Source organism: Pseudomonas arcuscaelestis, assembly GCF_016881005.1.
Taxonomy (GTDB): domain Bacteria; phylum Pseudomonadota; class Gammaproteobacteria; order Pseudomonadales; family Pseudomonadaceae; genus Aquipseudomonas; species Aquipseudomonas arcuscaelestis.
Genome location: NZ_JACOPV010000017.1, coordinates 33,536 through 57,063, shown reverse-complemented (window position 1 = coordinate 57,063; position 23,528 = coordinate 33,536). Strand labels below are relative to the sequence as shown.

Genomic DNA, 23,528 nt, shown 5'->3' with positions numbered 1-23,528 from the left:
CATGGCGCGCCGTCGACAACCCGAGGAACATGAAAACCACGAACGCTGGCTGGTGTCCTACGCTGACTTCATTACCTTGCTGTTCGCGTTCTTCGTGGTCATGTATTCAATTTCCTCGATCAACGAGGGTAAGTACAAGATCCTCTCCCAGGCGCTGATCGGGGTGTTCAACGACCCGGACAAAAGCATGCGACCGATCCCTATCGGCGAGGAACGGCCGCTGTCGGTGAAGCCCGCAGAGCCGTTGATCAAGGACAGCGAGCAGGTTGATGCCGGGCTCGCCCAAACCAGCAGCGATCCGCTTAAAACCATCACCGATGATGTGCGCGATGCCTTTGGCGATCTGATCAAGTCCGACCAGATGACGGTGCGCGGCAATGAGCTTTGGGTCGAGATCGAACTCAACTCCGCCTTGCTGTTCGGCAGCGGCGATGCCATGCCCAGCGATGTTGCCTTCAGCATCATCGAGAAGGTAGCGAACATCCTCAAGCCGTTCGCCAACCCGGTGCATGTCGAAGGCTTTACCGATGACCTACCGATCCGCACCGCACAGTACCCCACCAACTGGGAGCTGTCGTCGGCACGTGCTGCCAGCATTGTCCGCTTGCTGGCGATGGAAGGGGTTAACCCTGCGCGCATGGCCTCGGTGGGTTATGGCGAGTTCCAGCCTATAGCAGGCAACGACACCGCCGAGGGGCGCGCGCGTAATCGTCGGGTGGTGTTGGTTATTTCGCGCAACCTTGAAGTGCGCCGCAGCCTGACCGGGACTGGCAGCGCCAATGCAACACCGGATGCAGCAATGAAGCGGGCTGGCACACAAACTGCACCGCCAGCGGTATCACCGACGGCGGGGGGCAATCGCGTCAATCCACCGTCACCGACCCTATAACCATTCCCGGTCAGGCCTTTTGCCGGTCGGGAGGAAGCAACGCAATGAGAGTCTGGGCAGTAGCCAATCAAAAAGGTGGCGTCGGTAAGACCACCACGTCCATCGCCCTTGCCGGCTTGCTGGCCGAGGCGGGCAAGCGCGTGGTTGTAGTCGACCTTGATCCACACGGGTCCATGACCAGCTACTTCGGACACAACCCGGACCTGCTGGAGCACAGTTGCTACGACCTGTTCCTGCACAAGGGCACGGTCCCGGAGGGCCTGCCAGGTCAATTGCTGCTGCCGACCAGTGACGAGAAAATATCGCTGCTGCCTTCCAGCACGGCGCTGGCTGTACTTGAGCGTCAGTCGCCAGGGCAGAGTGGCCTGGGCCTAGTGATCGCCAAGTCTCTGGCGCAGTTATGGCAGGATTTCGACTACGCCATCATCGACAGCCCACCGCTGCTCGGGGTGCTGATGGTCAACGCGCTGGCAGCCAGCCAGCAGTTGGTGATCCCGGTTCAAACCGAGTACCTCGCGGTCAAGGGCCTGGAGCGCATGGTCAGTACCCTGGCCATGGTCAATCGCTCACGCAAGCAAGCATTGCCCTATCACATCATTCCAACGCTGTTCGACCGTCGCACCCAGGCCTCGATGGGCACCTTGCGGGTATTGCGCGATGCCTATCCACAGAACATCTGGCAAGGGTATATCCCGGTCGATACGCGCCTGCGTGATGCCAGCCGTGCAGGGCTTACACCCTCGCAATTCGATGGCAAGAGCCGCGGCGTGGTGGCTTACCGCGCCCTGCTCAAACATTTGTTGACGCATAACCTCGCCCAGCAGGTGGCCTGATGAATCGTCCGCAAAAACTTGCCACAGGCCCACAACTGGCGTTGCAGTCATACCTCGATGGTTTGCTCCACGAAGCCACTGAAGTGCTCGAGTCACTGCAACCTACAGTGGCGAACGATGAGTTCGAGGCTGCCGTACGCGAAGAGCAGGCACGTGATGCGCGGGTCGCGCATCAGCCCAAGCCGGTAGCGGTGCAATTGGCGCCGTTACCCTACGCCGATCCTGCTGGCGTGGTCCTGCCGACGGTGATGCCAACGGCAGCACCTGCACCTGTGATCGAGCCTGAACCGCAGGAAGGTGCGCCCGAGCAGCTTGCCCCGGTCGAGCCGCTGGTTGAAGTCCATCTGCCCCTAGCATCTGACCAACCCGTGCCGCCAGCAACCGTTGACGGGCGCCCGGCATGGGCCGCCGAGCCGTTCGAATGCCTGCTGTTCGACGTTGCCGGGTTGACCCTTGCAGTGCCATTGGTGTGCCTAGGCTCGATCTACTCGCTGGCCGGTCATGAGCTGACGCCGTTGTTTGGCCAACCCGACTGGTTTCTAGGCATCTTGCCGAGCCAGGGTGGCAACCTCAAGGTGCTGGATACCGCACGTTGGGTCATGCCGGATCGCTACCGCGAGGATTTTCGCCAGGGCTTGCAGTACGTGATATCGGTCCAGGGCTATGAGTGGGGATTGGCCGTGCATCAGGTCAGCCGCTCGCTGCGCCTTGACCCCAACGAGATCAAATGGCGAAGCCAGCGCGGCCAGCGGCCCTGGTTGGCCGGAACCGTAATCGAACACATGTGTGCACTGCTGGATGTTGCCGAACTGGCCGAGTTGATCGCCAGTGGCGCCGTCAAACAGATGCACGCCGCACATAAATAATCGGTCGCGCCTGCGACCGCACTGAGCACACCGTCGATGGCGGATTTTGAGGGATAGGGGAATGAAAAAATCGTCTGCACAAGGTTCCGAAGATCCGATCCTGCAGTGGGTAACTTTCAAGCTGGACAACGAGTCCTACGGCATCAATGTCATGCAGGTGCAGGAAGTTCTGCGCTATACCGAGATCGCCCCGGTCCCGGGTGCTCCCAGCTATGTTCTGGGCATCATCAACCTGCGTGGCAACGTGGTCACGGTGATCGATACCCGTCAGCGCTTTGGCCTGATGTCGAGTGAGATCACCGACAATAGCCGCATCGTGATCATCGAAGCCGACAAGCAAGTGGTCGGTATTCTGGTCGACAGCGTTGCCGAAGTGGTTTACCTACGCCAGTCGGAAATCGAAACCGCGCCGAATGTAGGTAACGAAGAGTCAGCCAAATTCATTCAGGGCGTGTGCAACAAGAACAACGAACTGCTGATCCTGGTCGAGCTGGACAAGATGATGACCGAGGAAGAGTGGTCCGAGCTGGAGAACATCTGAGTTGATCCTTGAGGTTGCAGTCATATTTCTGGCGCTTCTCTGGGCGCTAAGCCTGTGGTTCTTCCTGAGCTACAGTAAGCGCCAGCGTGAGCTGGCAGCCCAGCAGGCCCAGGGCGATGCGTTGCGTGACCAGCGCATCAAAGACCTGGCCAAGCGCCTGGACGATTACCAGAACGGCAGCGTGCGCATGGGCGAAGCGTTGCATGAGCTGCGCGCAGCTGTCGCGCCCTTGCCAGACAAGCTACTGCAACTGGAGCAGCGTGACCCCAACAGCCTGTCATTCGCGCAAGCTGCGCGCTTGGTGGGAATGGGCGCCAGTGTCGATGAGCTGACGCAGTCCTGCGGCTTGACTCAGGCCGAGGCAGAGCTGATGAGCAAGGTGCATCGTAGCGAATGACAAAAAGGCGACCCACTCAGGTCGCCTTTTTTCGCTCAGGTGTGTGCCCACGAATGCTGGCCGCCGACCTTGGCGAAACGGTCCAGAGGTAATAGTTCATGTTCGGCCAACTTCCAGGCATCCAGGTCCAGGTACAGCCAGCTTTTGGTGCGTGGCATGGTGTACAGGTTCCGGAACTGGCGTAACCGACCTAGATCCGGCAGCAGGCGATCGACTATGTCGGTCAACATGGCAGGGCCGGTTAACCAACTCAAACGATGGGCATATTCGGCAAAGCCTTTCGGATCGTCAGCCTGGCTCGGCTTATAGTGGTAGAAATCGCTTGTGCTCTGGTAGCGTCCATGCATTTCATCGGCAATGGCGATCAGCGTGGGGTTGCCAGGATGACTGCCGATCATGCTGTTATTGAACAGTTGGTTCATGCCAAGTCTTTCATTGGACATGGGCGGGTGTAGAAGCAATCCCGCCTCGGTGGTGGTCAATGCCACCTCGTCGATGGCCTCGTTCACGCACACGGGCTGCGAAGCTGCGCAAGCCGGATCGGCTGCGCCAGCTTCGAGCAACAGGTCGTCGACGTCCATGTACAGGCCACCCTCGTGGTGCAACATCGAAAAACGCAGGACGTCTGAAGCAGAGGCGTAGTTGGTGGCTACCCCACCATTGCCATCGAGCGCCGCCTGATACTGGTCGAAATTCTTACTTTGTTCGAAAGCACTGAAAAACGGCTGCTCCTCCAACGGCAGCACGGTCAGGCCTGGTACCTGGGCGCTTAGCTGACGTACATTTTCGGCGTAGGCGCTCGGGTTCAACTTGGACAGGTATAGACGGTATTGATATGCGCTGTTTTTCAACCGATCCACGTTTTGCGCAAGATTGGCCAGCAGCTCGGAATTGATCACTTTGTCACCCACCCACAGCGAGGTGATGGTTTTTGGAATCGGACGGATGTCTTGTGTAAGTACCGGAAGTTGCGCCGGTAATGGCATATCAATGCCCAGGGCGCGGAGGGTGGCGGTGCGCATCTGATTGGTCACTGCACGTGCTTGCGGATTCGCACGTTGCAACGTGTGGCTTTCGGTATTGACGGTGAAGTAGGACGGTTGCACCTCATTCTCGGTTGTTGCATCGAGAAACAAGTCGAACTCCATGTCATAAACTAGCTCCAGATTTATTCCATACCCGGGTTGTGGCTCGTAAACCCCGCTTAGCCTGTCGAGGCTACGGCTGTATCGTGGGCGCCTTTTCACTGCATTGGCGACCGCGATATCACTATTTTCCAAAGGCAGGATACGGTTGGGGGAATGGAAGTAAGGAGCGATATCCAATTGTGGCAGGCGCGGTGGATCAATGGGGCCTAGCGGATAGCCCCATTGTTCGTTGATGCGCAGCGGTGGAACGAAGCCTTCGCTTTGAACGCGGAACAATGTTCCCCCCTTGCCCAGTTCCTGCGCAATGAGGGGCGCCGTATTGAACAGCCCGTAGACAACATCGCCTACGCCATCGGCCTGTTCTTGTGCGGTTCTGCCATTGATTGTCTGGTCCAGGCCCAGGCCCATCTGAGCAATCCCACCAATGGCAAGCAATAGCCCCAGCTCCGGCATCACGAAGGCCAGCGGCGTCAGCAGGTTGAGCGTCGAGGTGAGGTATCCGCGCCATCTGGCCTTGGTCACTTCGCTGTTACTGGTGATGATGAACTCGGCATCGGCGAAGCTCCGCGCGCGCTGGCGCTCTGCCAGGGCCTGGAATACATCGCCGGAGAGTTTCGGGTTGTATTTCCTGGGCCGGTAATTGACGTAGTCGCGCGGCGCCCAGCGCCCATCGGTGGTAAAGCCAGGGCGCTCAGGTGGCAGGCGGTGCACGGCTGGGTAATCGCCCAGCCCTGCCAGCGCGGTATCAAGGCCACTGAAATCCAGTCCGTCAGGGCCATCGGCCATGTTGAAGTGCTGTTTGAGTGCCTGGCGTTTGCGTGGGTCCTGGCATTGCTGTCCAACCCAGTCTTTTAACAGTGTTTGGCTGGCGAATTCGAGCAAGGGGGAGCTGTTGCCAGGTATGTAGAGAACGGTCAGATCGCTACCTACATCGTTGATGTACAACAGGTCGGTGGCTGCATAGCCGTAGACACTCAGGGTGCTCAAACGCAGCTTGCGGCCGCGAGGGCTCAGCCCGGCAACTCGCCAGACAAGTTTTCTTGCCGCCTCACTCAGACTGCCCTCGGCAACCTGCTTGTTGCAGGCCGCCACAAAATTGAGCTTGGCCGACAAACGATGGCTTTCCAGGTGATCGTGCCAATAGGTGTCCAGGGTGGCTTTGTAATGGTGATGAAAGTCCAGCTTCTCGATAAACAGCTGGAAGTCCTCGGTGGGAAACTGTACGTGCGTCGAAGCGTCATAGCGCGCAGGTTCGGTGCGCCGGAACAACCCGTTGAAGACCAGAAACGGGGCGCCATAGTGGATCAAGTCAGCCTCGGGTAACTGCTCGACAATCCTCACCGAGCCATTCGGAAAGGCCCCGGCCCAGGGTGTAGAAAACAATGAACCAAACACGTCGTTATTGGATTCACCTTTCCAGTTGGACAGCACTGCCTCTGTCAGGCTCAAGCGGTTGGCAATCACGGTCTGGTAACCGTTTGGGCCATCCGGGTGGTAGTGCAGGGTCACGATATCGAGCTGATCGGCGTCAAGCGTCAGGTTGTTGCTGGTGATCCAGCTCTGGATAGCGCGCGCGGCTTCGCGGTCCGGGCGAGGAAGGTGTGCCAGGTGGTCGCGAATGTATTGGATACCAGCGGAGTTGATGCAGGTTGTGGGCATGTCGGTCACCTTGATGTGTGGGACCTACAGCCTCACCCCCGGCATGGGGCTCAAGGTATTAAATAGTGCTATGGCGCCGGCGGGCTCAATCGAGGCAGGGAGATATCCCGTTCCGATACAGGGCTGGCGTTGAAGCCCTCCGGCACTTTGCCGCGAAGTTGCCAGGCAAAGGCGATAATTTCGGCGATGGTCAGATACAGCACCTCAGGAATCTGGTCGCCCAGTTCCATGCGTGCGAGCAGGCGCACCAATTCGGCATTTTCGTAGATGGGAACTTCGTGCTGGCGCGCGATCGCCAGGATCGCCTCGGCCAGTTCGTCGTCGCCTTTGGCGGTCAGTGTCGGGGCCTGTTGGCCGTCATAGCTCAGGGCAATGGCCTGGCGCGGATTCTGATTATTCATGCTGTTTCGTCTACCCAGCGTTGCTCCAGGCGCGTACGCGGCCCTTGTGGTGGTGTTCCCTGGTGGCAATGCAGCTCGCCGACGCTCAGGCCGCGTGCAAGCAAGCGTTCGCGCAGGTTGCCAAGCTGACTCTCAATCAGTCGAGCGGTATTTGGCAGTTCTGCCCACAGTTGGCTTGAAAGGCTGCCTTGGCATATCTGCGCCTGAACCTGCAAGGGCCCCAGCGGGTGCAAGTCGAATGACAATTCCACGCGCCAGAGCATTTCCAGCGGATCGCGGTGTTCACGCTCTGGATCGCTTTGCTGTTCGGGCGTTTCTTCGCGCTGTAATTTCATTTGCACGGGCATGAAGTCTTGCCCGGTGCGCAGCGGAATCTCTAGTTGCCAGGTGGTTTGCAGGTTGCCATCGGCGGTGGTGCCGGTTTGCTCCAGGCTTGCCAACTGGTGGCTCTGCAGCCTGGAGATGGCCGAGGCCGCCAGGCGCAGCAGATGTTCGAGGTCTGCTTCACCCTCCTGGCTCTTGAGTAATCGCGAGGGCAGGGGAAAGCCGCCAGGATGTGGGCGCGGGCTGACCTGACCGAGCATGCCGAGGGCAGTACGCACCATGCCAGGCATTACTTGGGCAAGGGTGCTGGCTGCAACGCCTGGGTTGAACGGCATGTTTCCCGGCGACCCCGGCAGCAACTGGGCTACCAGGCGTACCACCTGAGCCTTGAGATCGGCGGCAAGGTTGGTGGGCAGGCCCGCCAACAACTTGGCCTCGAGGAAAACGCCGCTGTTGTTCATGGCCTGGGCCACACCTTTGGGATCGCTGAGTTGGCGTACGTCCGGCAGGCTGGACAGCAGTTTGTCCACCGTGGCGCGCAGTTCGTCGGGCGCTTCAGTGCTTTGGCGTAGCTGCTGCAGCGCGCCGAGCAAGCCTTGCAGCGACGCTTGGCGTGTTTGCTGGGTAGTTAACTGCTGCGAGATTGCCAATTGGTCCTTGCGCCCGCTCAATGGGATGAAGCTTAGCGATTGGTTGCCATCGACCCTTGCGCTGAGCAGGCTGCCTACCGCCAGTGGGCGAGGGCTGTCGATGGTCAAGGTGGCGCCGGCCTGGGTGCCGGTAAGCAGGGTTACCAGCGAGCGGAACTGCGCCAGTTGCCCACCGGTCGCTGGCAGCGCCTGGCTGGTCAAGACTTTGCCTTGAAGCAAGGTGCCAACAGGCATTTCCCGGGTATCGATGCGGGTCAGGCTGGCGATGCTGTTGGCGAGAGCTTGCTGCACAGTAATGGTCAGGTTCGAGGCGCTGCTTTGGCTTACCGCCAATAGGCTGCCTTGGGCCAGGGGTTGATTGCTGCTGGCCTGGACGTTGACTTGCTTGCCGTTGTCTTGAGTCAGCTTGAGCAGCATCTGGAAGTCCTGGCCGACCTGGCGCAACGCCAATACTTCGGCCTTGGCGGTTTCACCAGGGGCGAGCAGGGCTTGTTGCGGTTGCAACAGGCGTAGTAGTTCGCCGGTCATTGCCGGGCGCAACTGGGTGGACGCTGGAGTCTGCGTGCCAAGGTTGTTGATTTCGCCTGTCATCAGCTCGCAACCTATTGAAATAGCCCTCTTTGCAGTAGGACATCGCATGTATAATGCCGCCCGATCTTTCGCGATCCGAGCGGCCGGGCTGTATCTCCACTGCCAGTATAACGGCAGGGCCGGGACCGACTTGAGACAGGCATCCCTAGCATAAGGCGAAACTGTGACCCCTCATCTCCAAGCCGTGGGCCTGGCCTGCGAGCGCGACTGGCGAATGCTGTTCGAAAATCTCGAAGTGCACCTGAGCGCAGGCGACATGCTGCAGATCAGCGGCCCTAATGGCAGCGGCAAAACCAGCCTGTTGCGCCTGCTGGCAGGGCTCATGAGCCCCACTGCCGGAGAGATTCGCCTCGACGGCAAGCCTCTGGCTGAACAACGCAGCGAGCTGGCGCGGATCCTGATCTGGATTGGCCATGCTGCTGGTATCAAGGATCTGCTCAGCCCGGAAGAAAACCTTGCCTGGCTCTGCGCCCTGCATACCCCCGCCGAGCCTGCGGCCATCTGGAAGGCCCTTGAGACCGTCGGCCTGCGCGGTTTTGAAGACGTGCCGTGCCATACCTTGTCGGCTGGCCAGCAGCGCCGCGTGGCCTTGGCGCGCCTGTACCTGGACAGCCCGCCTCTGTGGATTCTCGATGAGCCTTTCACTGCCCTCGACAAGCAGGGCGTGGCCCAGCTTGAGGCACACCTGGCTGCCCATTGCGAGCAAGGCGGAATGGTCGTGCTGACCACCCATCACACCCTGGCGCGCAAGCCGTCTGGTTACCGTGAACTGAATTTGGGGCAGTGGGCCGCATGAGTGTCTTCGTCTTGTTGTTGCGCCGTGAAGCGCGACTGTTGTTCCGGCGCCCGGCGGAGCTTGCCAACCCCCTGGTATTTTTCTCAATTGTTGTCGCATTGTTTCCACTGGCGGTCGGTCCTGAGACTCAATTGTTGCAAACCTTGTCTCCAGGGCTGGTCTGGGTAGCGGCACTTTTGTCGGTTTTACTCTCGCTGGACGGGCTTTTTCGCAGTGATTTCGAGGATGGATCGCTGGAGCAGTGGGTCCTTTCGTCGCACCCCCTCCCTCTTCTGGTACTGGCGAAAGTACTGGCACACTGGGCCTTTTCCGGGCTGGCACTGGTATTGTTGGCACCCTTGCTGGCGCTGATGCTAGGTTTGCCCTCGGCTTGCCTGCCGGTCCTGTTGGCATCGTTGTTGCTCGGTACCCCGGTGCTGAGCCTGTTGGGCGCTGTAGGTGCGGCCCTGACAGTCGGTTTGAAACGTGGCGGATTGCTCCTGGCGCTGCTGATTTTGCCGCTATACATCCCGGTATTGATCCTGGGCAGTGGCGCTTTGCAGGCGGCGCTGCAAGCTATGCCGGCGACCGGTTATCTGCTCTGGCTTGGCAGCCTGACCGCCTTGGCAGTAACTCTGGCACCCTTTGCAATAGCCGCTGGCCTGAAGATCAGCGTCGGCGAATAATGAGGTCTGGGCCCCGCCCAGCAAAGACCCTGGATGTACCGTGATGAAAAGCAGCGTAATCAGCTGGACGTGGTTTCATAAACTGGGTTCGCCCAAGTGGTTCTATTCCATCAGCGGCCGCATGCTGCCCTGGCTGGCGGTTGCTGCGATCCTGTTGATCGGTATTGGCGTCATCTGGGGACTGGCTTTCGCCCCCCAGGACTATCAGCAAGGCAACAGCTTTCGCATCATCTACATTCACGTACCGGCTGCCATGCTGGCGCAGTCCTGCTACGTGATGCTTGCCGTGGCCGGTGTGGTTGGGCTGGTATGGAAGATGAAGATTGCCGACGTAGCCTTGCAGTGCGCAGCGCCGATTGGCGCCTGGATGACTGCGGTGGCGCTGGTCACCGGTGCCATCTGGGGCAAGCCGACCTGGGGCAGTTGGTGGGTCTGGGATGCCCGGCTGACCTCGATGCTGATTTTGCTGTTCTTGTACTTTGGCCTCATCGCCCTGGGCCATGCCATCACCAATCGCGAAAGCGCTGCCAAGGCTTGCGCGGTCCTGGCGATTGTCGGGGTGATCAACATTCCGATCATCAAGTACTCGGTGGAGTGGTGGAACACCCTGCACCAGGGCGCCACCTTCACCCTTACCGAGAAACCGGCCATGCCAGCGGAAATGTGGCTGCCACTGCTGCTGACGGTCTTGGGTTTCTACTGTTTCTTCGGTGCGGTGCTGTTGCTGCGCATGCGCCTTGAAGTGCTCAAGCGCGAGGCGCGCACCAGTTGGGTCAGGGAGGAGGTAATGAACAGCCTGGGTCGGGAGATGGCACGATGAGTTTTGCCTCTTTCAGTGATTTTCTCGCCATGGGCCATCACGGCCTGTACGTCTGGTCGGCCTACGGCATTTGCCTGTTGGTTTTGGCCTTGAACGTTGCCATGCCTTTGCAAGCCCGGCGCCGTTACCTGCAAGAAGAGGCGCGTCGCTTGCGCCGGGAGAACAAACAGTGAATCCGCAACGCAAGAAGCGCCTGTTCATCATCCTCGGCCTGCTGGCCGGGGTAGGCATCGCTGTGGGCCTGGCCTTGAGCGCCCTGCAGCAGAACATCAACCTGTTCTATACCCCGACCCAGATCGCCAATGGCGAGGCACCGCTCGATACCCGCATTCGGGCGGGCGGCATGGTCGAGAAGGGTTCGCTGCAACGTTCGGGCGATTCGCTCGATGTACGTTTTGTAGTGACCGACTTCAGCAAGTCGGTGCCGATTACCTACCGCGGCATTCTTCCGGACTTGTTCCGTGAAGGGCAGGGCATTGTTGCCCTGGGCAAACTCAACGCTGATGGCGTAGTGGTGGCCGATGAAGTGCTGGCCAAGCACGATGAAAAATACATGCCACCGGAAGTGACCAAGGCGCTGCAGGAAAGTGGCCAGATTGCTACCGATGCTGGAGTCAAACCATGAACGCGGCGCTGATCATTCCGGAACTTGGCCAGTTGGCGATGATTCTGGCCATCTGCTTCGCTTGCGTGCAGGCGACGATACCGTTGCTCGGCGCCTGGCGCGGCGACAGTCTGTGGATGAGCCTGGGACGACCGGCAGCCTGGGGGCAATTCGCGTTCCTGGCGTTTGCCTTTGGCTGTCTGACCCATGCGTTCATGACTGACAACTTCTCTGTCGCCTATGTTGCCAACAACTCCAACAGTGCTTTGCCCTGGTACTTCAAGTTCAGTGCTGTATGGGGTGCCCACGAAGGGTCGCTGCTGCTTTGGGCAATGATCCTCGGTGGCTGGACGTTCGCTGTGTCGATCTTTTCCCGGCAGTTGCCACAGGTCATGCTGGCGCGGGTGCTGGCCGTCATGGGCATGATCAGCGTCGGCTTCCTGTCGTTTCTGATTGTCACCTCCAACCCTTTTCAGCGCTTGCTGCCGCAGGTGCCGACCGACGGTGCTGACCTCAACCCGCTGTTGCAGGACATTGGCCTGATCGTTCACCCGCCGATGCTGTACATGGGCTATGTAGGTTTCTCCGTTGCCTTCGCCTTTGCCATTGCCGCCTTGCTTGGCGGTCGCCTGGACGCCGCCTGGGCTCGCTGGTCGCGGCCGTGGACGCTGGTCGCCTGGGCATTCCTGGGTATCGGTATCACGCTGGGCTCGTGGTGGGCCTATTATGAGCTGGGCTGGGGTGGCTGGTGGTTCTGGGACCCGGTGGAAAACGCCTCGTTCATGCCGTGGCTAGTGGGCACAGCATTGATTCACTCGCTGGCCGTCACGGAAAAGCGTGGGGTGTTCAAAAGCTGGACTGTGTTGCTGGCCATCGCCGCGTTCTCATTGAGCCTGCTTGGCACCTTCCTGGTTCGTTCCGGGGTTCTGACGTCGGTGCATGCCTTTGCCTCCGACCCGGAACGCGGCGTGTTTATCCTGATCTTCCTGCTGTTTGTCGTCGGTGGCTCGCTGACGCTGTTCGCCATGCGCGCGCCGGTGGTCAAGAGCCAGGTTGGCTTTGCCTTGTGGTCGCGAGAAACATTGCTGCTGGCCAATAACATCGTGTTGGTTGTCGCGGCGTCGATGATTCTGCTTGGCACGCTGTATCCGTTGATCCTCGATGCGCTCACCGGCGCCAAGCTCTCGGTCGGCCCGCCGTACTTCGATGCGTTGTTCATCCCGCTCATGGCGTTGCTCATGGTGGTCATGGCAATCGGTGTGCTGGTGCGCTGGAAAGACACCCCGAGCAAATGGCTGCTGGGCATGCTTACTCCCGTGCTGATTGGCAGCGCCGTACTGGCGCCGGTTGGTGGCCTGTTGGTCGATGACTTCGATTGGCAAGTACTGACCACCTTCGCCCTGGCAGCGTGGATCGTGCTTGCAGGTGCTCGGGACATCCTCGACAAGACCCGTCACAAAGGGCTGTTCAAGGGGCTGCGTGGCCTAAATCGCAGCTATTGGGGCATGCATGTTGCGCATCTGGGCCTGGCGGTTTGTGCGCTGGGTGTGGTGTTGTCGAGCAACAACAGCGCCGAGCGTGACCTGCGCCTGGCACCGGGCGAGTCGGTTGAGCTGGGGGGATACCAGTTCGTCTTCGAAGGCGCCAAGCACTTCGAAGGGCCGAACTTCACCTCCGACAAGGGCACGGTACGGGTGATCGAGGATGGCCGCGAGATCAGCGTGCTGCATCCGGAAAAACGCTTGTATACCGTGCAGCAATCGATGATGACGGAAGCGGGCATCGACGCCGGCTTCACCCGAGACCTTTATGTTGCCCTTGGCGAGCCGCTGGACAACGGTGCCTGGGCGGTGCGTGTACACGTCAAGCCATTCGTGCGCTGGATCTGGCTGGGCGGCCTGCTGACTGGCCTGGGTGGCCTGCTGGCGGCCATGGACGGACGTTATCGAGTCAAGGTCAAAGCCCGCGTGCGTGAAGTACTGGGCATGTCTGGAGCAACGGCATGAAGCGTTGGATCATGGTGCTGCCGCTGGCAGTGTTTCTGCTGGTGGCAGTGTTTCTCTACCGGGGCCTGTTCCTCGATCCCACCGAGCTGCCATCGGCAATGATCGGCAAGCCGTTCCCGGACTTTGCGCTTAAATCGGTGCAGGACGGCAAGGCGCTTACCCAGGCAGACCTGATTGGCAAGCCGGCATTGGTCAACGTCTGGGCCACCTGGTGCCCATCGTGCAAGGTCGAGCATCCGTATCTGAATAAACTGGCCGAGCAGGGCGTGGTTATCCATGGGGTCAACTACAAGGACGACAACGCCGCTGCGATCAAATGGCTGGCCGAGTTCCACAACCCCTATCGGCTCAATATCGAGGATGATCAGGGCTCGCTGGGCTTGAACCTGGGCGTGTACGGGGCGCCGGAAACCTTCCTGATCGACGCCAAGGGCATCATTCGTTACAAGCACGTCGGTGTCGTCGATGCGACGGTCTGGCGCGAGCAATTGGCGCCTATGTACCAGGGACTGGTCGATGAGGCCAAACCATGAAGCGCTGGCTAGCTGCAGCAGTGCTGGGCTTGAGCCTGGCCGGAGTGACCCAGGCTGCCATCGACACTTATCAGTTCGCCGATGATGCCGAGCGCGCGCGTTATCACGACCTGACCAAGGAGTTGCGCTGCCCCAAGTGCCAGAACCAGGATATCGCTGACTCCAATGCACCGATTGCCGCCGACTTGCGCCGGGAGATTTTCCGCATGCTTGGCGAGGGCAAGAGTAATCAGCAGATCATCGACTTCATGGTCGATCGCTATGGTGATTTTGTGCGCTACAAGCCTGAATTGACTGCGCGGACCTGGTTGCTGTGGTTCGGCCCTGGCGTATTGCTGGTTGGCGGCTTCGGCTTGTTGGCGCTGATCGTGCGCAAGCGTCGGGCGCAGAGCGCTGGTGGCCCTGTCGACCTTTCCCCCGAGGAGCGTGAGCGCCTCGCCAAATTGCTGGACAAAGAACAGACCCATGACTGATTTCTGGCTTGCTGCAGGCCTGCTGTTGCTGGTGGCCCTGAGCTTTTTGCTGATCCCGGTGTTGCGTGGCCGTCGTGCGCAACTGGAAGAAGACCGCACCGCACTCAACGTTGCGCTGTACCAGGAGCGGGTCGCTGAACTGACCGCGCAACATGTCGCCGGCGTGCTCGATGACGCTCAGTTGGCTAAAGGGCGCGACGAAGCAGCTCGGGAGCTGTTGAGCGATACCGAAAATGCCGAACCCCAGCGTCTGGGGCGCCTGGGTAAGCCACTGCCGTTGCTGGCTGCGGTGCTGGTGCCCTTGATGGGCCTGGGCTTGTACTTGCATTTTGGCTCCAGCGCGCAGGTCGAGTTGACCCAGCAGTTTGCCAAGGCCCCGCAGTCCATGGAGGAGATCACCGCGCGCCTTGAGCGGGCGGTCGAGATGCAACCCGATTCGGCTGAAGGTCTGTACTTCCTCGGTCGAGCCTACATGGCCCAGGAGCGTCCAGCCGATGCCGCCAAAGTCTTCAAGCGTGCCGCCAACCTTGCAGGTCGCCAACCGGAACTGCTCGGGCAATGGGCCCAGGCGTTGTATTTTGCCAATGGCAAACAATGGAACGAGCAACTGCAATCGCTTACCGATGAGGCACTGAAGGCCGATCCAAACGAGGTCACCAGCCTTGGCCTGCTCGGTATTGCAGCATTCGAGAGTGAGCACTTCCAGCAGGCTATCGATTACTGGAACCGTTTACTGGCGCAGTTACCTGAAGGCGATGCATCACGCGCTGCCTTGCAAGGCGGTATAGAGCGCGCCCAGGACAAGCTCAAGGCGGGTGAAGGCGAAGTTGCTCAAGCAGCACCGACAACGGCGCCGGCAGTAGCGACAACGGGAGCCAGGCTCAAGGTACGCGTGGAGCTTGCAGCCGCGCTCAAGGACAAGGTCAAGCCGGACGACACGGTGTTTATCTTCGCCCGTGCCAGCTCCGGTCCACCCATGCCGCTGGCGGCCAAGCGTGTGACCGTTGCCCAACTGCCCATCGAGGTGGAGCTTGGCGACAGTGACGCAATGATGCCGAGCATGAAACTGTCGAGCTTCCCTGAAGTCCAACTGGTTGCGCGCGTATCTCGCGCTGGCCAGCCGACCCAGGGTGAGTGGATCGGTCAAAGCAGCCCGCTGGCCAGCAGCACTACCGCGGCGCAGCACCTGACCATCGACAGCCCGGACCAGTAAGAGAACCACTATGAACAGTATCGCTCGCCTTGCCCTTATTTCACTGGCCGTAGGCCTGAGTGCGTGTACTGTTCATCAGCCCTCGGAACCGACGACACCGCCGATCGAAAGGTTGCCGCCGGGACCCGGTACCCAACCGGCGCCGCGCCCAAGCACGGTGCCGAGCAAACCACCGGTCGCTACCCCGGCGCCCAAGCCCATGCCACGAACTTCGGCAAGCTTTGCGCCACCACCTGGAGGTACCAGCCACTGGGATCCGCGCATGGGCGTCTACGTGCTCGAAGGCCAGACCAACACGTTCTACCGCCAGCGCACCTACTATCGCTGGAACAACGGTTGGAGCTGGTCGACCAATCTCAACGGCCCTTGGCAGGAAACCGACAGCAGTGGTGTTCCAGGTGGTTTGGGACGGGCTTTCGCCCAGTAACCACAAGCCCGCATAATGCCCCTTCGCATTGATCCGGAGGGTGGCATGAGCAAGACAGTCCTGGTACTGGTAGAAACTGTTGACGATTACCTGCCCTTGCTGGAGCAGGCAGGCTATCGACTGATTCGTGCCCAGACGCCCCCGCTGCGCGCCGACGCTGTTATCCGCCACGGCCACGAAATCGACGCCGTACTGACCCGCGGTCCATTAGGGTTGACCGCTGCGGAAATCGGCGCATTGCCGGGGCTGCGAATCATCTGTGTAATCGGCGCCGGCTATGAACAGGTGGATCTTGCCGCCGCTGCAGCCCGGGGCATTACCGTCACCAATGGTGCGGGCGCCAATGCCACGGCAGTGGCCGACCATGCCATGGCCATGCTGCTTGCGCTGCTGCGAGACATTCCACGCGCGGATGCCAGTACCCGACGAGGCGAATGGAATCGGGTGATCAGCCCATCGGTATCGGGCAAGCGCATGGGCATTATCGGTCTCGGCGCGGTTGGTCTGGCCATTGCCAAACGTGCGGCGCTAGGCTTTGACATGCGTGTCAGCTATCACAACCGCAGCCCGCGTGAGGCTGTGCCCTACAGCTTTTACGAAAGCCCGCTGAAGCTGGCTGAAGCCGTGGATATACTGGTGGTTGCAACGCCGGGCGGAGCGGGCACTGAGCATCTGGTGGATACTGGAGTGCTCGAAGCACTGGGCGGTGAAGGCTACCTGGTGAATATCGCCCGCGCCAGCGTGGTAGATACCGAGGCGCTGGTGCAGGCATTGCAAAAGGGCGGTATCGCCGGGGCGGCATTGGATGTGTTCGATGACGAGCCCGATGTTCCCCTTGCACTGAAGACCCTGACCAATACGGTGCTGACTCCCCATGTTGCGGGTCAGTCGCCTGAGGCTGCGCGCGACACCGTTAGCTTGGTGTTGGCCAACCTGCAGGCGTTCTTCGCTGGAGAACCGGTGCTTACGCCGGTTCATTGAGTGGCTTGACGCTGTTCGGCCTCTTTGTGGTCGACGGTGTTGATGAACGCATCAGTGGGCTAGGGTCACATCGACGAACACATGGTAATACGCTGCAGGTGTCTCGCCTGCGTAGTTGCGGATCCAGTGGTAACCATTGGCGGAGGCCTGACGGATGGCGGCAAGGTACTGACGTTCGACTGTAAAAGCGTAACTGCCATGATCAAGGTCTTCCTGGGTGACCACATGCTGCCCCTCGGTGTACGAACCGGCAATTGGTCGGCCGGGCTCCAGTGCCGGATCGTCGCCAAATCCAAGATGGCCGCGAAACTTGAAGGTGATGATGTCGCCTACTGCGGCATTGCGGTAGTCCAGTTTCACCTCGTAAGGCGTGCCATCGATGGCGGCGTCGTTGTTGATTGCATTGTTCTGGTTCTTCTCGGGAAAGTCTCCAGCGGACAGCTCGTCTCCACCGCCAGGTAATTCTGTGCCGTCCGAGACCAGGAGAACCTGCGAGGCTGAATAAACCGTATTGCTATAACCCGGATGCCCCGGCAACTCACGGGTTACGCTGTAGCGCAGTTGCAGGGTGCCTTGCCCTGCTTGCTTGATCTGGGGGCTACTGATCGGGAGGCGCAGCGGCTGTTTGGCAACGGCTTCCCCTGCATCGACTGTGTGCAGCAGGGCGACCGTCGCCCAATTGGCGACGATTTCGTCACCCACCATGAAAACTTCAGTTCCATCTGCTCCATACCACTCGATGATCACCTCTGCGGGTTGCTCCTGATCTGCGGGCGAAATCACATTGGGTACGCCGCTTTCGCCCAAGGCCGTGGGGAGCATGAGGTTTTCATGCTCAGGTGTTTCCGGGTCTGGATCTGGCCCTGCGGGCAGCGTGATGTCGACAAGTACCCGGGTGGCGGGGGAGTGCCCGATAGAGGCGCCGCCGCGCCAAAGGTCATAGCTGACCAGAATCGTGCCATCTCCGGCGTTTTGAACCACCCTATAAGGCACGTTCAAGCGCACTAGCGGATTTGCCGCCGGGTCGAGCACAGGTTGCAATGGTAAATCCACAGCCCCCCAATGAACCTGGATCTGGTCATTCGGAGCAATGCCTGTCATCCCCGCGATCACCACCTGGACGGGGGTGCGGGCAATCTGTTCATCGATGAGGCCATGTTGATCGTAGAGCGGCACTTGTGGTGCCAGCAAGTGTAGTGGCGGGTCTACGTGGATCGGGAAGATGGGACTGTCGTAGCTGTTCGGGCCTTCATTGCCAGCGCGGTCCTTGAGGAAGTAGTAGCCATAACAATTGACTTTGCCCAAGGCGCGGAAGACATCCCCGGCGAACGCTACCTCGATCTCAGGTAAGGCCAGGTCCGAGGCGGTGATGATTTTGCGTCCTGCTTCAGCGGCCGTGCTATTACCGGTTTTGGCCGAGGCCTGTAAATAAAACCAGAGTTCATCCCCAAGCTTGATGTCAGGCCAGGATGTAACCGTTGCGGTGACGCGGTCGCCATTGGTGTCGAGGTACTGCTGAGTTACGCCATGCTCAATAATTTCGAGCGGAAACTGAAGTGAGTTGGGGCGCACTCCCAGGTTAGGCGGGATATTGTCGAGGTCGAGGTGGACGCTATCCGAAGTGCTTATCCCGCCTGAAGTCTCTACTGTATAGAACAGTTCGTGCAGGCCGCCCATGGTGAGGGCGATCTGAGTAACGTTGAAGGTCATGGGGAACTGAGTTGGATCGGGGTTGATAACCTCGAGTGTCTGTATGGCCTGATGCGCTCTGAAGAAGGTCACTCGGTTACGCGCCATGTATCCCGGCCAGATTTTCTCGATGACGACTTTCAGCGGTCCTGCTCTTTTGACTACCGGTAGCACAAACGAGGTTTCGCCTGGCAGCGGCGCTAAGGTGTCGGGGAGCGAGGGAGCAATCAGCGCAGCGCTGGTTCCATCGCGGTAGGTGTTGGACATTATGCATTTCCTGAAGAATCACGGCTGTCGGGGCGGCGCACTGAGCTACCCTGAGCACGCCGTGCTCAGGGTTTGAATCACCAGAAATAACGCAAGCCCACATTCAAGCCATAAGGTTGTTCGATATGTTTTCCGTTGCTGTAGTCGAAGTCGGCATGCACCTGAACGCTTCGTGAAAGCTGTGCTGCAACCCCGATCCCAAGCTCCGCTCGCGAGCCGGACAGATCGTTGTTGAACACGTTGTCGTTGATTCGTGCTTTGTTGTTGTTGGCGAACTCATGGGCATAGGCCGCTTTGACATAGGGCTGCAGGCTGCGTCCTTCGTCGAGATCGAAGCGACGTCCTGCGCTGGCGCCGAGTTTGCCCAGGTAGGAGCGGGTCTGATCGCTTTCGGCTTCCAGGCCATTGCTTAACGCGTAGTCCTTGGACTGCACGAAAACCGCCGACAATTGTGCATAGGGTTCGACAAAGTAGCCCTGGTCGAATTTGATGTGACGACCAAACTCCACACTGGTGCCAAGGCCATGGTTGTCATAGTCGCCTTTGCTCCGGGCACCATCGCTGAACATCACTTTGGCGTTGTTTTGATAGCGGTTGAACTTGAGCACTGCATCGAAGTAGTAGCCACTTTTGGCGTCGAGCCAGGTGGTGTAGGCGCCGGCATAGTAGCTGTCTATCGACCCGGAGGAGCCGCGCGTCAGATCGAGATCGGAGCGGCTGTGACCTGCCAGCAGGCCCACCAACCATTGGCCATCGCCAAAGGGCAACGGCGCGTCGGCGCCGAACGAGATACCGCGCTGGAGTTGGCTGTAGCCCACGCCGGAGGTATCTGCGACGTTGTATTTGTTGCCGTAGGTGCGCATCCAGACGCCGGCATTGCGGCCATCGCTGTAGCGCAGCTCGCCCATGCGGCTGCGCAGGGAGGCAAGCTCGCCGTACCACACGGTCGGTGCGGTATTGAACAGCGCCATGGCCGTGCGAGTACCGGGACTTACGGTGCGAGTGCTGCCGTCCAGATACCAGTCCTTGCCGTTGTCGTCCTGCACCAATTTGTACGACCAGGCGCCGAGATCAGCTGTGCCTCCTGCGAGCGCGAACTGCGCATCGCCCGCTTCGGCATGGATTACCTGTAGGCGGGTATCTGCGAGTGGGTCGGCGCCTGTACTGCGTACCACCAGCGTATGGTCGCCAGTGGCGGTGCCACTGATGTCGAGGAAGCTGGCTTGTTGCTGGGAGAAGTCGGCGGACATGACGAAGGTGCCGTTGCCCGAAAGTGACTCCATCGACAGACGATAGAACTCTCCCGCTTCTCCGAGGTTGACTGTACCGTTGCCGAGTGCAAGCGCACCAACGCTGCTGTCGCCGTTCATCTGCCACTGGCTATCATTGATGGTCAGGCTGGAAACATTGCTCAGCGTGCCGGTCAGTCCAGATCCGTTGCTCAAGCTGACGTCGGTGGTACTGCCGGCTTCGTTATCGATGTTGCCCTTCAGCGACCCGCCATCAAAGGCGAAGGTGGCAGCACTGCTGCCGACCACGGTGATATTGCCTTGAAGTCCACTGTTGCGGGTGTTGACTGCCGCTGTCGATGCCTCTGCGATTTCAATGATGTGATTGTTCTTGCCGGCAAGCGTGGCGCCGTCGACCAAGTCGATTGTCGCCGCGCTACCCTCGGAAACGCGGATGGCCGAGCCATTGCGTCCGACGACTGCGGTGCCTGTCAGTGTCAGTGTACTGTCGTTAGTGTCGTTGCGTCCGGTATGGAAATCCACACCGTGCAGGCCACCCTCTATTCTGCCGCCAATGGCGCTGGCGCTGGCGGCGTACAGGTTCAAGCCAGTGCCTGTTTCCAAGCTGGTGTCGAGGGTGGTATCGCGCAGTTCAAGGAAGCTACGGTCAGTGACTCTGACGGCTTCGTCGGCGCCGCGTAAAGAGCTGTCAGTAGCCCGCACGGAGGAGGTTACCCCGGCGAGGCTGCTGTTCACCGCCATCGCAGCACCCTCGGTGCCGGTGTTGATCAAGGTCGAGCCACTGAGGGTCGCAGTACCTGCCGTCAGCGACAGTGCCTCTTCAAACTGACCATTGCCAGTCAACTGACCGTTGTTGACGTTGACTGTCGCGCCAATACCGGAAATTGTGCCGGCACTGCCGTTACTGAAATTCAATGTTGAGTCTGTCATGCGAACGTTGAGGAGATTACTTGAATCCGCCGTAAGGACCGAACCATTAATCAAACTGTAGTTGGTTGACTCGGTATCTGCTGGCAGTGTTTTTTGTTCGCCATCAAGTAACTCATCCGCCACGGTAGGGCTGGTTGAAAGTGCGAGGCCAATCAATATTGCATGTCTCAACCTTAGTTTGGTAGTTGCTTTCAACTTACAATGAGTTGACATGGAGTGTCCCTTCTTTTTCTCATGAATTGGAGGCCAGGCGTTGCAAAAGCTGGCAATGCCTGGCCTCGCGTAAGTGTCCAGAACTATAAGGCGAGATGTCCGTCCGTTATGTAGGGTAATTCCTATGCCGATGCGGACTTTTCAACAATGAAAATCGGCTAGCGATTCGCGTTTTTCGCTGTTGGCGGGCAGAGACTAATGTCGCAAGCCCCGGCAGCAGTGCATTTGCACCCACTGGGCATAACATATGCGACGCCGGTGTTGACGGGGTCGGCCGTGGCTGTCTGCCCACCGGTTTTCTTCAGGGTGTACCAAGCATGCAATTGTCCGTCGACATCAGCGATGGGTTGCACAAACTCACTGAACGCAATTCGATATTCGAATCCGTCAGTGGCCTGTTGCTCGGTTAATGTAAATACTTCGCTTCCTGAAGTGTCCGGGATCTCGCTGTCATCTGTGGCCCGGCCTTGCCAATAAACCGTAATAGTGTCGTCTTTCGAAAAGTTGACAGGATCCCCGAGGACTTGCAGTTTAGCCCCTTCCCAGATTCGTTCGCAGCAACCGATAGACATAAAGAAGTCGTCCATGTCCGGGAATGCTGCCGGGGTCATGGCCCCTAATTGAAAAGTGTCAACTTCCACATAGATTTTTACGGTAGTTGGCGCATTGCCAGGGGGGAGGGCTGGGGAAGTCAACTGGATGTAGACGGGAATTCGCGGACCATCGCCTTGCGCGGCGACAAACGCGAAGGGCACCTCAATATCGAACTCGGTCTCGTCACCGATTACGGTGTGCGATGCACTCGGAACCTCTTTATCGTTCCAGAATACCTGCAACACTTCGCCCGCCGTTAATGGGGCGTACGCTGGTAATCGAACGGAGACAGGAAGATTGATGTCCTCCACCCGAATCTTGTTCTCTTCCGGCGAAGGACCACCGCCAAACACCTTTAATTCACCGAGCGCGGGATTTTCTGGGCCAGGGCCAGGATTTTCCGGGCCTGGAATGCGTAGATCTACCTCCGTAGTCGCTCCTGCGGGTGGGGTAAACGGCAGTAGACCACGCAGAACCCGATAGGTGGCTGTAACATCTTTCGGGCCTTCTCCGGTTTCTGTGCCTTCACTTAGTAAAGTGGTGTATGGAATGAGTGGCGATTCCAGCGGAAAGACCGGATTGGTGCCGACTTTAAAAGGCGCCAAGCTACGGCTGCCCCAGATGACGGTGATTTCGTCATTAGGTTGATGGTTGGTAAATGCCGGAATCTGCACATTGACACCGACAATGGCGTCGGCGCGGTCGATCAATGGGGTCGTTTCAACCGCCAATGGAATTACCGGATCAGCCAGGCCAGTCGGCAACGGCTTGAACGCTACAGAAAGAATAGAGTCGGCAGGTCGCCGGGTTTCATTACCCGCCCGTGAATAGGCAAAATAGTAAAACTGCAGGACGCCATCGGGATACAACGGATCGCCATTGGCATCGACGAATTTATCTTTGGCAATAATGCCTCCCATTGGTGTCGTTGGGTCGAAGCCTGCCACGGGGCGAGCCGGGATCTGCGCCACCAGGACTGCAGATGCGCCATTTGGCGGCAGAAGGAAAATATCCGCACGGTCTCCAGGTAGGGGGCGGGAGAAGACTGGTAAGGTGAAGGGCAGGCCATTGTTATCGGTGAGATACTGCAGATCGATCCGATCAGTGTTGAACCGAAGCGCGGCGGGTGTAATGTTTCTATTCGGATCGGTTTTATCAACGGTAAATGTAATACGATCCGACTCCTCGAGCCCTGCATTGTTCTGCAAGGTGTAATGCAGACTGTAAACCCCATCCGACTGAAAATTACTGGAAGGTAAGGTGAACGCGAGAGGGAAACTTGGCGTCGTCACATAATCCTGGCTGAAAAATGGTGTTGTCCCTTCGTTGAAATAAACCCGCAGCCTCGAACGCCCCGTTCCATTCCAGGCAGTTGAAATTTGGGCGTTGAGATCCTCTGATAACTTGGCTGTTTCAATCAGGTTCTCTTCAGTGCCTTCGTCATTAGGCAGCGCGTCAGGTAAAACAATCGCACTAAGCGCTCGCGTGCCAATATCGCGATTTTGCTGGCGAAGCCGTTCTTGCCTGGCAAGTTGGACGGTTCTTCGTAATTGTTCTCCGCTATGCGGAGTAATATGAGTGGTCATTTCAGGGCCCTTTGAGAAGTGCACGATAGTTGTTTATGTCTTCGTTCTTGCGGTGCTCCTGTCTTTTATACGCGTGGCGCATTCCCTCGTAACCTGACAAAAATGCTAGGTATAGGGCGCTAAATGGCGCAGTAACGGCGCTTTTGGCAGCAGATACCCCTGCTAGACTGTGCTCTACCATT

General features: G+C 58.9%; 22 protein-coding genes. 16 read left to right on the top strand and 6 right to left on the bottom strand.

Features of this window, described 5'->3' with window-relative positions; genetic code table 11:
* Nucleotide 1 precedes the first annotated feature (1 nt).
* From motD to H8F21_RS23750, 5 genes are all read left to right on the top strand, one after another.
* Nucleotides 2-889 carry a flagellar motor protein MotD gene (gene motD, locus H8F21_RS23770; protein ID WP_203543935.1) on the top strand — a complete coding sequence of 296 codons (888 nt, stop codon included), beginning with the start codon at nt 2-4 and terminating at the stop codon, nt 887-889.
* Between the two features lie 44 nt (nt 890-933).
* Nucleotides 934-1,722, top strand: a complete 789-nt coding sequence (locus H8F21_RS23765) for a ParA family protein (protein ID WP_203585458.1) — start codon at nt 934-936, stop codon at nt 1,720-1,722.
* The gene (locus tag H8F21_RS23760; protein ID WP_203543933.1) at nt 1,722-2,588 is read left to right on the top strand and encodes a CheW domain-containing protein; all 867 of its coding nucleotides are present in this window, start codon (nt 1,722-1,724) and stop codon (nt 2,586-2,588) included. Before H8F21_RS23765 ends, H8F21_RS23760 begins: the two co-directional genes overlap by 1 nt.
* Before the next feature lie 61 nt (nt 2,589-2,649).
* Entirely contained in the window at nt 2,650-3,129 is a 480-nt protein-coding gene (locus H8F21_RS23755; protein WP_028945467.1) for a chemotaxis protein CheW, read from the top strand.
* Nucleotide 3,130: 1 nt separating this feature from the next.
* A complete protein-coding gene (locus tag H8F21_RS23750; RefSeq protein WP_203543932.1) occupies nt 3,131-3,526 on the top strand; it encodes a DUF2802 domain-containing protein in 396 nt (131 codons plus the stop codon).
* 35 nt (nt 3,527-3,561) lie between these two features.
* Here H8F21_RS23750 and H8F21_RS23745 read toward each other — a convergent pair whose 3' ends face one another.
* From H8F21_RS23745 to fliK, 3 genes are all read right to left on the bottom strand, one after another.
* Nucleotides 3,562-6,333 (bottom strand): dermonecrotic toxin domain-containing protein, encoded by a 2,772-nt coding sequence (locus tag H8F21_RS23745; RefSeq protein ID WP_203585457.1) that lies wholly within the window; start codon nt 6,331-6,333, stop codon nt 3,562-3,564.
* Between the two features lie 68 nt (nt 6,334-6,401).
* Nucleotides 6,402-6,734 carry an EscU/YscU/HrcU family type III secretion system export apparatus switch protein gene (locus H8F21_RS23740; RefSeq protein ID WP_203543930.1) on the bottom strand — a complete coding sequence of 111 codons (333 nt, stop codon included), beginning with the start codon at nt 6,732-6,734 and terminating at the stop codon, nt 6,402-6,404.
* Entirely contained in the window at nt 6,731-8,299 is a 1,569-nt protein-coding gene (gene fliK, locus H8F21_RS23735; protein ID WP_203585456.1) for a flagellar hook-length control protein FliK, read from the bottom strand. Before fliK ends, H8F21_RS23740 begins: the two co-directional genes overlap by 4 nt.
* 163 nt (nt 8,300-8,462) lie before the next feature.
* On the opposite strand from fliK, the gene ccmA reads away from it, so the two are divergent.
* The 11 genes from ccmA to H8F21_RS23680 are packed head-to-tail and all read left to right on the top strand — an operon-like array spanning nt 8,463 to nt 16,817.
* A complete protein-coding gene (gene ccmA, locus H8F21_RS23730; protein WP_203543928.1) occupies nt 8,463-9,095 on the top strand; it encodes a cytochrome c biogenesis heme-transporting ATPase CcmA in 633 nt (210 codons plus the stop codon).
* Entirely contained in the window at nt 9,092-9,760 is a 669-nt protein-coding gene (gene ccmB / locus H8F21_RS23725; protein ID WP_136477490.1) for a heme exporter protein CcmB, read from the top strand. Before ccmA ends, ccmB begins: the two co-directional genes overlap by 4 nt.
* 43 nt (nt 9,761-9,803) lie before the next feature.
* Nucleotides 9,804-10,580 (top strand): heme ABC transporter permease, encoded by a 777-nt coding sequence (locus H8F21_RS23720; protein WP_203543927.1) that lies wholly within the window; start codon nt 9,804-9,806, stop codon nt 10,578-10,580.
* Nucleotides 10,577-10,753, top strand: coding sequence for a heme exporter protein CcmD (gene ccmD, locus H8F21_RS23715; RefSeq protein WP_136477488.1), 177 nt, complete (start codon nt 10,577-10,579; stop codon nt 10,751-10,753). Before H8F21_RS23720 ends, ccmD begins: the two co-directional genes overlap by 4 nt.
* Nucleotides 10,750-11,205: a cytochrome c maturation protein CcmE gene (ccmE, locus tag H8F21_RS23710; protein WP_203585455.1), complete on the top strand. Its 456-nt coding sequence runs from the start codon at nt 10,750-10,752 to the stop codon at nt 11,203-11,205. Before ccmD ends, ccmE begins: the two co-directional genes overlap by 4 nt.
* Nucleotides 11,206-11,216: 11 nt before the next feature.
* Nucleotides 11,217-13,190, top strand: a complete 1,974-nt coding sequence (locus H8F21_RS23705) for a heme lyase CcmF/NrfE family subunit (RefSeq protein WP_203585513.1) — start codon at nt 11,217-11,219, stop codon at nt 13,188-13,190.
* The gene (locus H8F21_RS23700) at nt 13,187-13,723 is read left to right on the top strand and encodes a DsbE family thiol:disulfide interchange protein (protein ID WP_203585454.1); all 537 of its coding nucleotides are present in this window, start codon (nt 13,187-13,189) and stop codon (nt 13,721-13,723) included. The genes H8F21_RS23705 and H8F21_RS23700 overlap by 4 nt, the downstream gene beginning before the upstream one ends.
* On the top strand, nt 13,720-14,196 hold the full coding sequence (locus H8F21_RS23695) for a cytochrome c-type biogenesis protein (RefSeq protein WP_203475729.1): 477 nt from the start codon (nt 13,720-13,722) through the stop codon (nt 14,194-14,196). The genes H8F21_RS23700 and H8F21_RS23695 overlap by 4 nt, the downstream gene beginning before the upstream one ends.
* Nucleotides 14,189-15,409, top strand: a complete 1,221-nt coding sequence (gene ccmI / locus H8F21_RS23690) for a c-type cytochrome biogenesis protein CcmI (protein ID WP_203585453.1) — start codon at nt 14,189-14,191, stop codon at nt 15,407-15,409. The genes H8F21_RS23695 and ccmI overlap by 8 nt, the downstream gene beginning before the upstream one ends.
* 10 nt (nt 15,410-15,419) lie before the next feature.
* Entirely contained in the window at nt 15,420-15,836 is a 417-nt protein-coding gene (locus tag H8F21_RS23685; protein ID WP_203585452.1) for a hypothetical protein, read from the top strand.
* A gap of 45 nt (nt 15,837-15,881) precedes the next feature.
* Nucleotides 15,882-16,817: a 2-hydroxyacid dehydrogenase gene (locus H8F21_RS23680; protein WP_203585451.1), complete on the top strand. Its 936-nt coding sequence runs from the start codon at nt 15,882-15,884 to the stop codon at nt 16,815-16,817.
* 51 nt (nt 16,818-16,868) lie between these two features.
* Here the strand turns inward: H8F21_RS23680 and H8F21_RS23675 are convergent, their stop codons facing one another.
* The 3 genes from H8F21_RS23675 to H8F21_RS23665 form a co-directional block, all read right to left on the bottom strand.
* Nucleotides 16,869-18,773, bottom strand: a complete 1,905-nt coding sequence (locus tag H8F21_RS23675; protein WP_203585450.1) for a hypothetical protein — start codon at nt 18,771-18,773, stop codon at nt 16,869-16,871.
* 77 nt (nt 18,774-18,850) lie between these two features.
* The gene (locus tag H8F21_RS23670; protein ID WP_236043194.1) at nt 18,851-20,938 is read right to left on the bottom strand and encodes an autotransporter outer membrane beta-barrel domain-containing protein; all 2,088 of its coding nucleotides are present in this window, start codon (nt 20,936-20,938) and stop codon (nt 18,851-18,853) included.
* Nucleotides 20,939-21,324: 386 nt separating this feature from the next.
* On the bottom strand, nt 21,325-23,346 hold the full coding sequence (locus H8F21_RS23665) for a hypothetical protein (RefSeq protein WP_203585448.1): 2,022 nt from the start codon (nt 23,344-23,346) through the stop codon (nt 21,325-21,327).
* Nucleotides 23,347-23,528: the final 182 nt, after the last annotated feature.

Excerpts from the sequence above, each read along its gene's own strand:
- motD (WP_203543935.1), top strand. The coding sequence starts at position 2 with ATGGCGCGCCGTCGACAACCCGAGGAACATGAAAACCACGAACGCTGG.
- H8F21_RS23765 (WP_203585458.1), top strand. The coding sequence starts at position 934 with ATGAGAGTCTGGGCAGTAGCCAATCAAAAAGGTGGCGTCGGTAAGACC.
- H8F21_RS23760 (WP_203543933.1), top strand. The coding sequence starts at position 1,722 with ATGAATCGTCCGCAAAAACTTGCCACAGGCCCACAACTGGCGTTGCAG.
- H8F21_RS23755 (WP_028945467.1), top strand. The coding sequence starts at position 2,650 with ATGAAAAAATCGTCTGCACAAGGTTCCGAAGATCCGATCCTGCAGTGG.
- H8F21_RS23745 (WP_203585457.1), bottom strand. The coding sequence starts at position 6,333 with ATGCCCACAACCTGCATCAACTCCGCTGGTATCCAATACATTCGCGAC.
- H8F21_RS23740 (WP_203543930.1), bottom strand. The coding sequence starts at position 6,734 with ATGAATAATCAGAATCCGCGCCAGGCCATTGCCCTGAGCTATGACGGC.
- fliK (WP_203585456.1), bottom strand. The coding sequence starts at position 8,299 with ATGACAGGCGAAATCAACAACCTTGGCACGCAGACTCCAGCGTCCACC.
- ccmB (WP_136477490.1), top strand. The coding sequence starts at position 9,092 with ATGAGTGTCTTCGTCTTGTTGTTGCGCCGTGAAGCGCGACTGTTGTTC.
- H8F21_RS23720 (WP_203543927.1), top strand. The coding sequence starts at position 9,804 with ATGAAAAGCAGCGTAATCAGCTGGACGTGGTTTCATAAACTGGGTTCG.
- ccmD (WP_136477488.1), top strand. The coding sequence starts at position 10,577 with ATGAGTTTTGCCTCTTTCAGTGATTTTCTCGCCATGGGCCATCACGGC.
- H8F21_RS23700 (WP_203585454.1), top strand. The coding sequence starts at position 13,187 with ATGAAGCGTTGGATCATGGTGCTGCCGCTGGCAGTGTTTCTGCTGGTG.
- H8F21_RS23695 (WP_203475729.1), top strand. The coding sequence starts at position 13,720 with ATGAAGCGCTGGCTAGCTGCAGCAGTGCTGGGCTTGAGCCTGGCCGGA.
- ccmI (WP_203585453.1), top strand. The coding sequence starts at position 14,189 with ATGACTGATTTCTGGCTTGCTGCAGGCCTGCTGTTGCTGGTGGCCCTG.
- H8F21_RS23685 (WP_203585452.1), top strand. The coding sequence starts at position 15,420 with ATGAACAGTATCGCTCGCCTTGCCCTTATTTCACTGGCCGTAGGCCTG.
- H8F21_RS23680 (WP_203585451.1), top strand. The coding sequence starts at position 15,882 with ATGAGCAAGACAGTCCTGGTACTGGTAGAAACTGTTGACGATTACCTG.
- H8F21_RS23675 (WP_203585450.1), bottom strand. The coding sequence starts at position 18,773 with ATGTCCAACACCTACCGCGATGGAACCAGCGCTGCGCTGATTGCTCCC.
- H8F21_RS23665 (WP_203585448.1), bottom strand. The coding sequence starts at position 23,346 with ATGACCACTCATATTACTCCGCATAGCGGAGAACAATTACGAAGAACC.